General features: G+C 51.8%; 7 protein-coding genes. 5 read left to right on the top strand and 2 right to left on the bottom strand.

Annotated features, from left to right (window positions below):
• Positions 1 to 94 precede the first annotated feature (94 nt).
• Positions 95 to 4,465, bottom strand: a complete 4,371-nt coding sequence (locus HF324_RS30665) for a WGR domain-containing protein (RefSeq protein ID WP_168861564.1) — start codon at positions 4,463 to 4,465, stop codon at positions 95 to 97.
• A 545-nt stretch (positions 4,466 to 5,010) separates the two neighbouring features.
• Between HF324_RS30665 and HF324_RS30660 the strand changes: the two genes are divergently transcribed.
• The 5 genes from HF324_RS30660 (at position 5,011) to HF324_RS30640 (ending at position 13,984) form a co-directional block, all read left to right on the top strand.
• Positions 5,011 to 7,626 carry a zinc-dependent metalloprotease gene (locus tag HF324_RS30660; RefSeq protein WP_168861563.1) on the top strand — a complete coding sequence of 872 codons (2,616 nt, stop codon included), beginning with the start codon at positions 5,011 to 5,013 and terminating at the stop codon, positions 7,624 to 7,626.
• A gap of 30 nt (positions 7,627 to 7,656) precedes the next feature.
• Positions 7,657 to 11,028, top strand: a complete 3,372-nt coding sequence (locus HF324_RS30655) for a SusC/RagA family TonB-linked outer membrane protein (protein ID WP_220101254.1) — start codon at positions 7,657 to 7,659, stop codon at positions 11,026 to 11,028.
• Between the two features lie 11 nt (positions 11,029 to 11,039).
• Entirely contained in the window at positions 11,040 to 12,374 is a 1,335-nt protein-coding gene (locus HF324_RS30650; RefSeq protein WP_168861561.1) for a RagB/SusD family nutrient uptake outer membrane protein, read from the top strand.
• A gap of 78 nt (positions 12,375 to 12,452) precedes the next feature.
• A complete protein-coding gene (locus HF324_RS30645) occupies positions 12,453 to 13,319 on the top strand; it encodes an AraC family transcriptional regulator (RefSeq protein WP_168861560.1) in 867 nt (288 codons plus the stop codon).
• 62 nt (positions 13,320 to 13,381) lie between these two features.
• The gene (locus HF324_RS30640; protein ID WP_168807358.1) at positions 13,382 to 13,984 is read left to right on the top strand and encodes a short chain dehydrogenase; all 603 of its coding nucleotides are present in this window, start codon (positions 13,382 to 13,384) and stop codon (positions 13,982 to 13,984) included.
• Here HF324_RS30640 and HF324_RS30635 read toward each other — a convergent pair.
• Positions 13,968 to 14,681, bottom strand: coding sequence for a metallophosphoesterase (locus tag HF324_RS30635; protein ID WP_168807356.1), 714 nt, complete (start codon positions 14,679 to 14,681; stop codon positions 13,968 to 13,970). The two genes, HF324_RS30640 and HF324_RS30635, sit on opposite strands and share 17 nt — an antisense overlap.
• Positions 14,682 to 14,704: the final 23 nt, after the last annotated feature.

Here is a 14,704-nt window from a genome sequence, read left to right as displayed (position 1 = left end):
CCGGAAGCAAACTTAGACAGCAGATGTGAACTGAATATTAAGAATGGCTTTTAGTATTCACTAAAAGCCATTCAATAGTGTTTTTTAATAATGTCTATTTTACTTTCTCCGCGAAATCATCGCTGAGAAATCCTTTTTCTTTCAGCTTCATTTTATCGATTTTCTCCATGCTTTTCTGAAAGTCTTTCTGGTAGGCCGTGTCAAACTGCATGGCTTTGTGCCATAGCAGCGCCTGCGTTTCATAGAACGGGGACAGCGCACTTTTCTCTTCAATCGGGGAGATCGTTTTCATCGTGGTCCTGATATGTTGTAACCCTTCTTTTACCTGCTGCAGGTCCTGCGCTGTTTCGTAGCAACGGTATGCCAGGCTGTTATGTGCGTTACGTAAGGCAGCACGGATAGGGGTGTATTCTTCGAGATAATCCCAGAGGGTGAGTTTACCCAGTTCGGCGATCATTTTCCGGCATACGTTCAGTGAGGCTTCCTGCTGACCGGCTTCATACAGCGCATAGCGCTGATGGTCCCATACCTGTGCCCACAGCCACATTTCCGTGCATTGGGCATCCTGTAGCTGTTTCTCTGCCTGTGCCAGCAGTTCCAGCGCCGGCAGGTAGTTATTGCTGTCGATAAGCAAACCTGCTTCCCGCATGTTGTGGCTGAAATCATCCCGGCTGAATTCATACACATCGCTTACAGGCGGCAGCTGGAAGCTATCGTAGGGAAAGGTGAGCCAGTGTTCTTTGCCGATCTTACGGGTCCTGGCGATATCCTGCGCCTGGCGCCAGTATTCGGTGGCCTGCTTGCTGTCGCCTTCGAGATAGTAACTCCATCCGGTATAATACAATGCCTGGTGTTGGTTGTGGTCGCGTACCTCTGATGATCGTTCTACTGCCAGCAGCTGCGTGCGGGCATCGGCATATTGGTGTTGATGGATCAGGCCAAGTCCCAGGTTGACCAGCATCATGTCTTCATACAAACGTGCCTTCTGTGTTTGAAGCAGGATGGTGAATACCTCCGTGTAATGCTCATAAGGAACGAATTTGAGATAGGTGGTGTTGTTGATGATTACCTGCATGCAACGCTGCACGGTGCGCAGCGCCAGCGGCACAAAGCGGATCGTTTCTGCATCGCGTTCCAGCGCCAGGCTGCATACTTTCTCCGTACGCATGGCCAGCGGCACATATTCCAGTGCGGCGCCATAGTGCTGGGAGCAGGCGGCTTCGCACATGGCAGGCGTGACAAACTGCTTCGGCACAAACTGGAAATCGTAAGCGTTGCGTTTAACGGCGATATCACAGATTTTCTGAGTGAGGTACTGCGGCGGCACCCCGTAGATCCTTTCGCTGGAATTCGGCTCGTGGGCTGTGAGGGCGCCGATGATGAAATCTTCATCCCAGAAACAGGCCCATACTTTACTGAAGGTATCGTAATCAAATTCCCGGGCAGCTTCAAAGGCAACGTCCATACGGGTATCCCAGCCATATTGTTTCACTTTCTCCTTAAAGCCGGGCTGATCGCCGAGATGTTTTTTAATGTACTGGTAGCTTTGCTGGTCGACAGTTCCCCGGGGTATACGCCAAAAGATGTCCATTCCATGATGCAGTATCAGTTTGCCGAGCCATGCAATGTCGTACCGGGAACCATAACGCCAGCGCTGACGGTCAAACTGCTCCACGATGAAAGGCCATTCCGGCTGCTGGCCGTACCTGGCAACGGCATAATCGTATACTGCTTTATCCACATATTGCGCGGGGATACGTTCTATAACGTGTATGCCCAGGTCGATAGCCTGTTGTATATATTCGCTGGTATAGTATTTCGACGGCAGCACCTTGCCGGATGAATTACCCAGTACGCCGCCGGCGATCAGGGCGATGTTCATGCGTTCGTCCCGGAAGGCCTGGGGTACAAGCGTGTAGTTGTATTGGTTATTGCTGACGGCGAGGAAACAGAGGTCGTATGTCCTTTTTTCTTCCGGGACATACGTAAGGTCGATGCCTGCCGGGTGTGCTTTAAAAATGGCATCGGTGAGCAATACAGGCGGGATATGCTGATAATGGCAGGGGTGGGCCCGGCTGACGGCCAGCAGGGCTATTGCCGGTGTGATCAGTTCCTTGCCGAAGTACTGGATAAGGTCGCCCTCCACATCATATTCCCCAAGATACTGGTGTTGCATCAGGGCCTCCAGCATGCTCCCGCTGCGATACTGCCCGGGGATGGTGGTGAGCTTATGCCACATTTTATTGTGCAGGTCCGGCCCCTGTTGCTGTATGGCGTCGGCAAAAAACTGGTCCCAGTAGGCCTGGTCTTTTACGGTAGCAGCGGGTTTACCGGCATCCCAGTTTAGGGTAACGGGCGTGCCGTAAATATAGGCAAGGTCGGTATGTTCGGTATAAGGACGTGCTTTCTGGTTCTTCTCACAGGCAGCCCGGTAGTACTTATCGGCCTGTTGTTCATCTCCCTGAAGATGATAGACTAACCCCAATAACCAGTTGTTGGAAAAGATACTTTTAATACCGACTGACTGTTCAAGCATACTTTTCGCTTCCTCCGGCTGCTGCCGGCGGATCAGTATCTCTCCTTTGATCCGCAGAGCAAAATGGGCGGAAGGACACTTTTGCAGGACCATGTCGGCCCACTTCACAGCGTTATCGTTATCCCCTGTAATTGCAGCACATAGCGCCGCTTCCTGCATACAGGCAACCTCGTACTCCACTTTTTCAGGGGTATGCGGAATGCCTTTGGCAAAGAAGGTCATCGCCTGCGTGTAGGCTTTCTGGTGATAGAGCACGTTGCCGGCGTGGTAGTAAGCCCAATAGTAGCCCGGAGACACCGCGGCAGCTTCTTTAAAGCTCTGGTAGGCGCCCGCAAAATCATCCTGCCGGTAAAGGCGCTCTCCTTCGCGGACCAGCTGAATTCCCTTAGTCGTAACACCGTCCAGCAGTACAGGGCTGTTGTTGCGCAGGGCTTCATACATGGCTAAAGTGCGGACTGTGAATACATCGTGCCACTGTTCACTGATAGCGCTCCAGAATTCCGGGCGGAAAGCGCAGGCGTATTCATGCCAGGTGAGCATTGCGTTATCCGTATTATAAGCCGACAGGTCGTCTTCGTTGTACATGGCCGTTATCAGCGTTTGCGGCCCGAAGTCAAAACAGTGGAGGTTGTAAAACCAGGAGAAGAAATAAGGCGCGTTTATTTTCCGGCGTGGCATACGATGCAGCACCTCGTCATCCTGTCCCATGGCCAGGGCTATATACCGTACGGTTTCTGTGCCGACCGTTTTCTGAAAGGCATCCAGGTTGAGGAAATCAATGGTACTGTTGCCCGTCACGTAATAGGGTGATTGCGATGGCACCTGCCCGCGGATGTTCATATTTCCTTTTACGACGAGCAAGCCCATATAACTGTTGGGCAGTCTCAGGTCGCCGTCGATATTGAGGTCTCCCTCACAAAAATAGAGGGGGTGGCTGTCTTCGAAGAAATCGCGCTCCGATTCATAATTCTCGGTGCTCCAGTTGGTATCGGCGGGGTCGTAATCGTCGGAGTCCCAGTAGTCAAATAATACTTCGGCGCCTAATCTGTCCAGCACCTCCTGGTAGGAGAGCTGTTCCAGCCGGTGTTGTGCTATGAAGGCGCGGGCTTCCGCGTCATCGTCTTTTTCTTCCACCACCGTCTCTTCGGCCGTGTTTTCTGTTTCCACCGCCTCTTCTTCAGCGGCTGGCAGTTGGTAATATGCTTTCTCTGCCATCAATGGCGCAAAGGCGGCGGACAATATTTCATCATTCACCTCCGTGAAGGATGGTTGGATATACACCCGGTGTACGTTCGCCAACGGATCGAGGAAGAAAAACCATTTCTCTTCATCGTTCATGATCATGCCCAGCATCCAGCAGTGGGACAGGAGTATTTTCTCCTGCTTCAGCCATTCACTTTCGCAGCGGTAAATTTTCAGGAAATACTGCAACAGGTTAAACAGCGTGGTGGCGTTTTCGGCATTGTCATTATAAGCGTATACGGAGCAGAGGAACTCGTCTTTTTCAAAATAGAAGTATCCTTTCTTTCTCCAGAAAGCCATAAAGGCCGGCGGGAAAAGCAAACCGGACGTGATTTCCATTTTCCGGATATGCGCGTCGGAAACGGGGGGCGTTTCCACCACCAGCTCCGGCCAATGGGTTTCCAGGTAGGCTGCCATGGCCAGGATATCGTCATACATAGGCGCCGGTATATGAAAATCGCTGGTGGGTAGTGCCTCCTCTTCCGCCGGGCGGTATCCTTTTTGGGTTTTTTCTGCAATGAGCTTATCGGCAGCTGTCCGGCATTCGTCTTCCGTGGCAAAGGACTTCGCCTGTGTTTGCCCTTGTGTGCCGGCCTTGCCAAAAGTAACAATGAGGGATGTTCCGCTGATCGTAATGTCCCAGAATTTGTGCGACTTGTCGTCCTGATAGATAAATTTCTTTTTCATGTGGTGTTTTCATTTCTCCGTTGTGGCAGTTTCCGGACCACAACTTCAAGGTAGGGGCTGGGGTACTGAAACATAGGTGACGGGTTCACAACGGGGCTAAGATAGTATAAAAGACATAGAAAAAATCCCGGGAAACGGGCATTTTCAGGGGAATCGGCGTAGGATAGCAGCAACAGGTTTCTATAACGTTTTAAAAAATGTTATGAACGGCGATGCCCATCTGTGGCTACTTCTCATCGTTTTTTCGGGGTTATATTAAAAGTTATCTTACAAAAAACGGTTACAAGCATACTTTTCAATAATTTTGCGCCCTCAAGGTTAAAAAAATGTTAACCGGGAAACCATTTTGCTTGTAAAGAGATTGCCTGTGCCCAAATTGAAATAAACAGCACCCAATACTTGTAGCAAGACTGTTATTCGTCCTTTGTAGCCCGGCCCTCGCTGGGCTTTGCTGTGGCATTTCATTACCTCAGTCGTACCTGTAGCAGCGGGCCGGATTGTTATTCCCTGAACTATTGTCTGTACAATCTTAATAACTCCTATCTATGCACGCTAATTACAGGAAACTGTTATGGCTACTGCCATGCGTAGCCCTCGTTACATCTGCCGATGTAATGGCGCAATCGAAAAAAAAACATGGCTGGCTTTTCGGCAGGAAAACCCCTGCTGTTGTTGCCGACACGACCGCCAAAAAGAAGCCCGACACCAAAGGGATGAAACCCTACCAGGAAGTGATTACGGCGGATGCCGTAACGGTAGACGGCCTTTTTAAGGTGCACCGGGTAAAGACGGATTATTACTTCGAGATACCCCTGAAGCTGGCCGGCCGCCAGATACTGGTCGTGAACAAACTGTCCAAAGTACCGGAGCAGCTCAACGAAGCGGGTGTCAACAAAGGGATGAACTACGCCAATATGGTGATCACCTTTGAAAGAGATACCCTGCTGAATAAAATTTTCCTGCGTAAGCAGAACCCTTTCCTGGAAGTTCCCGCCAACAACGCTATCGCACAGTCTGTGGCGGATAACTTTATCCCGTCCCTGATTGATCAGTTTAAGATAGAAGCCTATAACAAAGACACCTCCGCCTTCGTGGTGAACGTCTCTAAATTGTTTGACGGTTCTGCCAGCAGTATCAATAACGTCTTTGAATCACTGGGCCTGCCGGGTTCTCCTATTAAGGACCTGTCCCGCATCCGTGGCATCAAATCCTTCCAGGACAACGTAGTGGCCAAATCTGAACTGACGGCAAAAATCACCGGAGTGGAGGTGTCTATCGAAACCACCACCAACCTGGTACTGCTCAGCGAACAGCCCATGAAGCCGCGCTTCGCCGACAGGAGAGTAGGCCTCTTTACCACGCCCCGCTGGTATTTCAGCGATGCGCAGCACAAACTGGAACAGCGGGAGCTGATCACCCGCTGGCGGCTGGAACCCAAACCGGAAGATATGCAGCGGTATAAAAACGGTGAACTGGTAGAACCTAAAAAACCGATCGTATACTACATAGATGCCAGCACACCCGCTCAGTGGCGCCCTTATATCAAAGCAGGTATCGAAGACTGGCAGAAAGCTTTTGAAGCTGCCGGCTTTAAAAACGCCATCATCGCCAAAGATGCGCCGACAGATGATCCTGACTTCGACGGCGACGATGCCCGTTACTCCGTGGTGACCTACGCCGCTTCCGCCAAAGCCAATGCCATGGGGCCTTCTGTGATAGATCCCCGCTCCGGTGAAATTATCGAGGCAGACATCATCTGGTGGCACAACGTGATGAGCACCCTCCATTCCTGGATACGCATTCAGACTGGCGCCATCGATCCGCGCGCCCGTGGCAACCACTTCAGCGATTCCCTCATGGGGCATGCCATCCGTTTTGTATCCAGCCATGAAGTGGGCCATACCCTGGGCCTGCAGCATAACATGGGCAGCTCTTACGCTTTCGACGTGGACTCCCTGCGCTCTCCCGGATTTACTTCCCGCATGGGCGGCACCGCGCCGTCTATCATGGACTACGCCCGTTTTAACTATGTGGCGCAGCCGGGAGACAACGTGACCCAAATTACGCCCGCCATCGGCGTGTACGATAAATTCGCCATCGGCTGGGCTTACCGTTATACCGGCCAGAACCCGCACGACGAGCTGCCGGAGCTGAACAAACAGTTACGCGCACACGAAAATGACCCGCTCTACGCTTTCGGCGAACAGCAGGATATCCGTGACGCCATCGATCCGCGTGCACAGATAGAAGACCTGGGCAACGATGCCGTGAAAGCCAGCCGCTACGGTTTGCAGAACCTGAAACGCATTGTGCCGCAGATCCTCAGCTGGACCCGCGAAGAAGGCCATACCTATGATGAAGCCGGTAAAATGCTCAACAGCGCTATCGGCCAGTGGAACCAGTACGGGTATCACGTAATGGCCTCCGTGGGTGGCATCTATGTAACGCCTACCGTATTCGGCCAGCAACAGAACAGCTATGTGCATGTACCTAAAAAGAAACAGCAGGAAGCCGTGAAATACCTGCTGGAAGAGGTGTTCAACACACCGGCATGGTTGTTTAAAAATGAGATCTATGCTAAGAGTTATCCGATCAAGGAGAGCCCCATCGGAAATATAGAATATGGCGCACTCGTATATGCCAAAGGGTTACAGTCTTTCTTCTTCTACGACCTGCTGCGCGACGAGCGCCTGTCGCGTATGATGGAGAACGAAGCGGCCAACGGCTCCGCTGCCTATACCGTATCAGAACTGATGCGCGACCTGCACAACGGCCTCTTTGCCAAAACCATCAAAGGCCAGCCGCTGGACATCTTCGAGCGTAACAGCCAGAAAGGTTTTGTAGACGCGCTGATTGTGAGCATCGACAAATCCGTGGCCCGTCCGGACGCTAAAAAGCTGCAGGAAGAATTTGCACCGGCAGCCACGGACCGCTTCTGCACCTTTGCCCTGCAGCCGCAGCAGAAAGAAGCAGAGCGCGCCTCCCGCAACCTGCAATATTTCTCTATTCATCGTGTATCGGACGCCGTTAGCGCCAAAAGAGGCGAAATGGTGCGCCTGATACAGCTGCTCAACAGCCGCAAAAACACCAGCGACCGCGCTACCGCCGATCACTACAATGACCTGGTCATCCGTATGCAGCAGGCGCTGAACAACAAATAAATCAATCATCAACCTGTACATCTGTCAACCATGAAAAAAAATCAGATTTTGGCGAAAGTCCTTTGCCTGCTGCTGGCAGCTTGTCTTTCCCCTTTCCTGGCGCAGGCGCAAACTGCCCCGCGTGTCGTAAAGGGTAAAGTCGTGGACGCCGCTTCCGGCGAAGCCTTGCCGGGCGTGTCTGTATATGCCAGCAATAAAACCATCGGCACCGCTACCGGTACGGAGAACGTGATCGAAAACATCAGCATTGGTGCGATCACGGACGAAAAAGGGGAGTTCTCCCTGAAGCTGCCGGACTCCCTGTCTGTAAAGCAGTTGACCATCGGCTATATGGGCTACGAAACCAAACTGCTGAGCCTCACCGCCAGCAACCACTATAAAGTAGCACTGTCCTCCACTGGTAAAAACCTCAACGAGTTTGTGTTCACCGGCTACCAGACCATCAAAAAGAATAAATCTACCGGCGCTATCGATAAGATCAGCATGGATAAAGTGGAAGTGGCCGGTGTGATGAGCGTGGAGCAGATGTTGCAGGGGCAGCTCTCCGGGGTGGCTATTACGCCGCAGTCCGGCGCGCCGGGCCAGGCGGCTAAAATCCGTATCCGGGGTACATCTTCCCTGCAGGGTACACAGGACCCACTGTGGGTTATCGACGGACTGCCGATTGAAGGCACCAATCTGCCTACCGCCGAAGACGCCAAGTCCATCGACCAGCTGTATACTACTGCTATCGCCGGTTACAGCCCTTCCGATATCGAAAGCATTACGGTGCTGAAAGACGCGGCGGCTACCGCCATCTATGGCGCCCGTGCGGCCAACGGTGTGATTGTGATCACCACCAAATCCGGTAAGAAAAGCGAACGGATGTCCGTTAACTACCGTAACAATTTTACGTTTACGCAGAAGCCGGACCTGGACCGCCTTAACCTTCTGAACAGCGATCAGAAGGTCAACCTGGAGCTGGACCTGTTTACGTCCGACTATACCTTTGGCGCCGGCAACGGCGAGGTGTCCCGTATTCTCAACAAGTACAATGTAACACCCGGGGATCTTTCGTCCAAAGGCTTTGACGGGATCAATCCGGCTGCGCGTAGCGAGATCAATGCGCTGAGGGGGATCAACACCAACTGGAACGATCTTATTTTCCGCAGCGCTTTCACACAGGAGCACAGCGTAAGCGTGTCCGGCGGCGGCGATAAGTCCACGTATTATTTCAGCGGAGGTTACTACGACGAAAAAGGCGCTACCATCGGTACCGGCGCTAACCGGTATAACATCACGCTGAAAACAGATTACGATATTACCGATAAGCTGAAATTCTCTGCCGGCATCTTCGCTAATCAGCGTACGCAGACATCCTTCAATACCAATCGTGGAGGTAATACCAACCCGGTGCAGTATTCCCGCCTGGCTAATCCTTATACCGCGGTGTATGACGCCAATGGCAACTATGTGTACGACCGCAACATCGGCGGCGACAAGAATATCGTTGATTTCAACCTGTTGGAAGAGCGTAAGAATACCAGCAATACCCTGAAAACGCAGTCTGTGAACACCAACTTCAAACTGGATTACGAAGTGATTCCCCGTTTGCATGTTAGTTCCCAGCTGGGTATTCAATCCGACATTACTACCGGTGAGCAGATAGCTCTTGGGAATACTTATTTCGTACGTTTGCTGGCGGACCAGAACATGCGCTTCGACCCGGTTACCGGTACACAGCGGACCCTGTTGCCTAAAGGTGGTGTTATCACCAACAACAACCGCAACATGCAGCAGTATACCCTTAAAACGATGGCGGAGTATAGCTTTAACCTGAATAAAAATCATGAGTTCAACTTCATGGTGGGTAATGAGCTGAGAAGGGTGAAGGATAAATACCAGACCACTACCGGTTATGGTTACGATCCCAAAACATTGACCACTATTCCGATCAAATTCCAGAATGACAATGAAGCGAAAGCCCTGTATAACAACAGGAATACCTATGTGGAGAACGCGTTCGTGTCTTTCTTTGGTACGGGCAGCTATACGCTGAATAACCGTTATACACTGGGCGGTAGTATCCGTTTTGACGGTTCGGATATGTTTGGCGTAGATCCTAAATATAAATACCTGCCGCTGTGGTCTGTGAGTGGCCTGTGGCGCGTCATGGAAGAGCCCTTTATGCGGAGTGTGCGTTTCATCAATCTGCTGAATGTGCGTGCTTCCTACGGTTTGCAGGGCAATGTGGACAAAAATACTTCGCCCTTTGTGATGGGTACTTACTACAATGTGCCTATTCTGCCCGGCGATCCGGTGCAGGTGATCAGGGTGGAGACGCCTCCCAATGCCAAGCTCCGCTGGGAGAAGACGATCAACAAAAACATCGGTATCGATCTGAGTTTCCTGAAAAACAGGGTCAGCATTACAGCCGATTACTATGACCGTCATGGTAAAGACCTGATCAATGTATATGCGCTGGCGTTAGAAACGGGTTTTCAGAACATGGCCGTAAACTGGGCAGAGATGCGTAACCGCGGGGTAGAAGTAAGTGTGAGCACCCGGAATATCATCCGTAAGGATTTCCGCTGGACGACCGACTTTAATTTCTCCTATAACAAAAATACCGTGCTGCGCGAGACGCTGGCCGACAACTCCAACTTCCCCTCCAGGGAAGGCCATCCTACCGGAACTATCTGGGGCATTGACTACGCCGGTCTCAATGAGCGCGGTATGATCATGGTGGACCACAATGGTAAAACCATGTCTTTGTCCGAGCTGCTGAAGCTGGGCGATGACTTCGCCGGTGATCCTGATCTGGGCGGCCTGTTCCCTTACTCCGGCCTGTCCAACGAGGAGCAGCGTGCATTGTTCCGCAACATGGGAAATATAGACCCGCTGTATACCGGAGGTCTTAATAACAACTTCACCTATAAACGTTTCGACCTGTCTGTGGGACTGCTGTTCAACCTGGGGCAGAAAGTGCAGGTACAGCCGCCGTTCAACCCTATCTACTTTGACCGTGGCGCCAATACTTCTTCCGCTATTCTTGACCGCTGGACGCCTTCCAACCCGAACGGACAGTATCCCGGCCTGTTTGGCGCGGGCCCTCAGACACCGGAAGATGTAAGGCTGCTGGGCAACTGGCTCAGAGACAAATACTACCAGTACACCAACCTGGGATTATGGATACGGGATGCCGGTTATGTGCGTGTACGTAATATCACCCTGGGGTACCGCCTGCCGGAAGAGACGTGCAACCGTATTCGCCTGAAAGGCTTGAAAGTAACCGGCGAGGTGCGCAACCCGTTTGTGTTTGGCGCTAACTATGACGGCTATATGGACCCCGAGACCATGGGTAACATCTACGCACAACCTATTCCCAAAACATTCACCATTGGTTTGAATGCCACTTTCTAAAACCGTAACACATGCGTAAAGTAATATACACCACCGGACTGATGGCAGCATTGACTGCTTTCTCCTCCTGTAAGAAATACCTGGACATCGTACCGGTAGGGAAGGTCGTTCCTACGACGGTGGAAGATTTTCGCCAGGAGATGGATGGGGCCTATACCATCGTTACTTATGATAAAGGTCTTGTCTCTTACCGCAGTGATGAAATTAAGATGAATGAAAGCCGCTCCGGCGATGTGAACCAGCTGAAGCCGAACTACTTCTGGGAGGAGAACGTTGGCACCGGTATCTCTACCTATAACTGGAGGGCTAATTACCAGCAGATATTTTATGCCAACCACATCATCGATGCGATAGGCGCTGCTACAGAAGGCTCGCAGGCGCAGAAGGACCAGCTGGCCGGAGAAGCCTATCTGCTGAGGGCTTATACTCATTTCAACCTGGCCAACCTGTACGGAAAGCCTTATAATGAAGCTACTGCCGCTGCCGACAAAGCGGTACCGGTTATCACCAAAGTAGATCTGCAGAAGGCCACTCCGCGGAATACCGTCAAAGAAACCTATGATCAGGTGATAGCTGACGTGGAAGCGGGACTTAAACTAGTGAATGTCGATCAGTTTGAAACGGCTGCTTCTTACCGTTTCTCCAGGCTGTCTGGTTTGGCGCTGGCGGCAAGAGTGTACCTCTACACGCACCAGTGGGACAAATCACTGTCGGCCGCTAAAGCGGTGCTGGAGAAGAAACCTGTGTTGGTGGATTTCAATAAAAGCAGTACGCTGCCTACTATGTACAGCTCTTCCGAGTCTCTCCAGGCATTGGAGCAGCACTATACCAGCAATGCCATTCAGACCGCTTTTGTGTCGGACCAGTTGTATGCTTTGTATGATGCTGCCGGTGATCTTCGCCTGAAGATTTTTTACGGCAAAGACAGCAAACAGAATAATATCATTCTGAAAACAAGTAACCATAACAGCTTCCGCCAATCTTTCCGCGTAGCGGAGATGTACCTCGTTGCTGCAGAAGCAGCTGCGCACCTCAATCAGCCTAACCAGGCCCGCAGCTACCTGAACGAGCTGAAGAAGCACCGTCTGACGCCGGAATTCTATCAGGCGGAAGTTGCCCGCCTCGCCTTACTTACCGGCAACGACCTGTTGAAAGAAATACAGGACGAACGTTTCCGTGAGTTGGCCTTCGAAGGGCACCGCTGGTTTGACCTCCGGAGGACCACACAGCCGCAGATCGTGCACACCGTAAAAGGCAGGACGGTGACACTGCAAGCCGGCGATCCGCGTTATACCGTCAAAATACCGACAGACGCCATCGCAGGTAACCCGCTGCTGGCAGAGTAACGGTAAAAGATATACGGACAAGTGAGGAAGCCCCCGGTACATAAACCGGGGGCTTTTTTATGTATATTTGTCGACATCATGTTTCACCGCTTTCCGCCCATATCCGTTCCTGCCGCCGACACCTCTTTCCTCACCGGTAACGGCGAAATCTTCGCCAAGCTGAAGCAGGAATCCGTTGCCGGTAAACGCACCGTTTTTGTGACGGAGCACTCCCTCATATTCGTAACGAAGGGCGTGAAACTGCTGCATCTGCCGGAAGCCACAGTGGAGGCCGGTCCGGATACGGTAGTGCTGCTGAAGAAAGGGATTTACGTGATGGCGGAATACATAGAAGAGGGACTGGACTTCGAAGCCCTGATGCTTTTTTTGCCGGTGAAGCTGTTGAAGAGTATGGCTGCAGAGCCGTTTTTTCACTACAGCAAGTCGCCATCTACGGCTCCTTATGCCGTGTTTGAAGGCAACGAATTGGTACAGGCATTTAAAGCCCATCTGCGCCTTTATTTCGACAAGCCGGTGGCATATACCAGCCAGCTGCTGGCCCTGAAGCAACGGGAAATATTATTGCTGCTGATGAACGGAGAACACCGGCGCGACGTGGTGGATTTTATCACCGCCGCCCTCAGCACCGAGCCGGAAGACCTGGACGAGGTGATGCGTAACTACCTACTGCAGCCGGTAACCCTTGAGGACCTGGCCAGCCTGACGAACCGGAGCCTGGCTACTTTTAAGCGCGACTTCCAGCGTTTGTACCACATGCCGCCCCGGCAGTGGATCAATGAACAACGGCTGCAGCACGCCCGCCTGCTGCTGGACAACACCCGGCTACCCGTAGGAGAGGTTGCCGCCAAATGCGGCTATGACAACCCTTCTCACTTTATCCGCATTTTTAAAAAGAAGTTCGGGCATACTCCCCAGGCTATGCGAGCCGAAATGACGATGGATTGAGCCGTCCGGACTATCCGTTTGCCTGTGCCCCGGTATAATTTTGTGTTATAAATCTCAATAGCATGAAAATAATACTGATTGGCGGTCATGGTACCATCGGCAAAACAGTAGCCGCAGCACTGGCTCCCAGGCACGAGGTGATCACTGCCGGCCGCAGCAGCGGCGATATCCGGGTGGATATCACCTCCGAAGCTTCCATCGAAGACATGTTCAAAGCACTGAAGACCGTAGATGCCTGCATCTGCACTGCCGGGACCGGTTATTACGGCGATTTCGGCACCATGCGTCAGCAACATATGACGGCAGGTATCCAGGGCAAATTAATGGGACAGGTAAACCTCGTGCTGATCGGGAAAGATTATCTCACCGAAGGTGGTTCGTTTACCCTGACATCGGGCGTGGCGGCGGAGCAGCCGGCAAAAAACGGCACCTGCGTGGCCATGGTCAACGGGGCAGTCAACAGTTTTGTGCTGGGCGCTTCCCAGGAGCTGAAAAGAGACCAGCGTATCAATGCCGTAAGTCCCGGGCTGGTAGAAGACAGCGGGGCGCGCTACGGGGCGCTGTTTCCCGGTTATAACCTGGTACCGATGCAGAAGGTGGTGAATGCTTATCTGCTCAGTGTGGAAGGCGCCGTGAATGGCAGGATTATTAAGGTGTATGAATAGCGTCATAAAGCTCCATGACAGACACACACCTGAAAGCAATACCGTTTTTTTCTTCTGTATGTGATTCATGGTAATGACCATAGTACCATGAATGGCATCCCGCAGCGGCAGCTTTATGATAAATGCGGCTCATCAGCTGCCGCTCGTTTTCAAGATCAGCAGCCAGGTCATGGCCGTTGGAGAGTTCTTTCGCGATAAAGTGCTGTACCACCTCGTTGTAGGTATAAGGCCAAATTTCCCGCGGCGCAATATGACTAATGACGATATCCACACCAGCCTGACAGCTTGCATGTAGCAATGCTTCATCATACACTAATTCTTCATCGGGCCAGTAAGTTTTGCCTGCCGTTCGGTTGAGCCGGTCTATAGAGATACCGCCACCAACAAACAATACCCGCTGCTGTGCTATTTCCATCACGGTATAATCCTTTACCAGCTGTATGTGTTGCAGGCCGAAGGTGTGTCCCTGGTCCCAGAACCATTTGTTGTCATGATTCCCCCTGATGATCAGCAGCTGGTTGCCACTGCTGCGCATAAAACTGTCTATTTGCGAAAGCGCTTTCAGGTCGTGACTTACAGGCTGGAAACCAAGTCCCCAGTCACCCACCTGAATGAAAGTGGTTTTTTCCAGCTTAAATTTTTTGATCCGGGAGAGGAGTTCCGGGTAGCCGCCGTGGAGGTCGCCGATGATAATCATAGTGTATTATACTAATTTATGAT

Origin of the sequence: Chitinophaga oryzae, from assembly GCF_012516375.2 — a bacterium.
Lineage (GTDB): Bacteria > Bacteroidota > Bacteroidia > Chitinophagales > Chitinophagaceae > Chitinophaga > Chitinophaga oryzae.
This window is presented reverse-complemented; position numbering and strand designations above follow the sequence as displayed.

What these genes read in the sequence shown, in the direction of transcription:
- HF324_RS30665 (WP_168861564.1), bottom strand. Translation starts at nt 4,465, where the DNA reads ATGAAAAAGAAATTTATCTATCAGGACGACAAGTCGCACAAATTCTGG.
- HF324_RS30660 (WP_168861563.1), top strand. Translation starts at nt 5,011, where the DNA reads ATGCACGCTAATTACAGGAAACTGTTATGGCTACTGCCATGCGTAGCC.
- HF324_RS30655 (WP_220101254.1), top strand. Translation starts at nt 7,657, where the DNA reads ATGAAAAAAAATCAGATTTTGGCGAAAGTCCTTTGCCTGCTGCTGGCA.
- HF324_RS30650 (WP_168861561.1), top strand. Translation starts at nt 11,040, where the DNA reads ATGCGTAAAGTAATATACACCACCGGACTGATGGCAGCATTGACTGCT.
- HF324_RS30645 (WP_168861560.1), top strand. Translation starts at nt 12,453, where the DNA reads ATGTTTCACCGCTTTCCGCCCATATCCGTTCCTGCCGCCGACACCTCT.
- HF324_RS30640 (WP_168807358.1), top strand. Translation starts at nt 13,382, where the DNA reads ATGAAAATAATACTGATTGGCGGTCATGGTACCATCGGCAAAACAGTA.
- HF324_RS30635 (WP_168807356.1), bottom strand. Translation starts at nt 14,681, where the DNA reads ATGATTATCATCGGCGACCTCCACGGCGGCTACCCGGAACTCCTCTCC.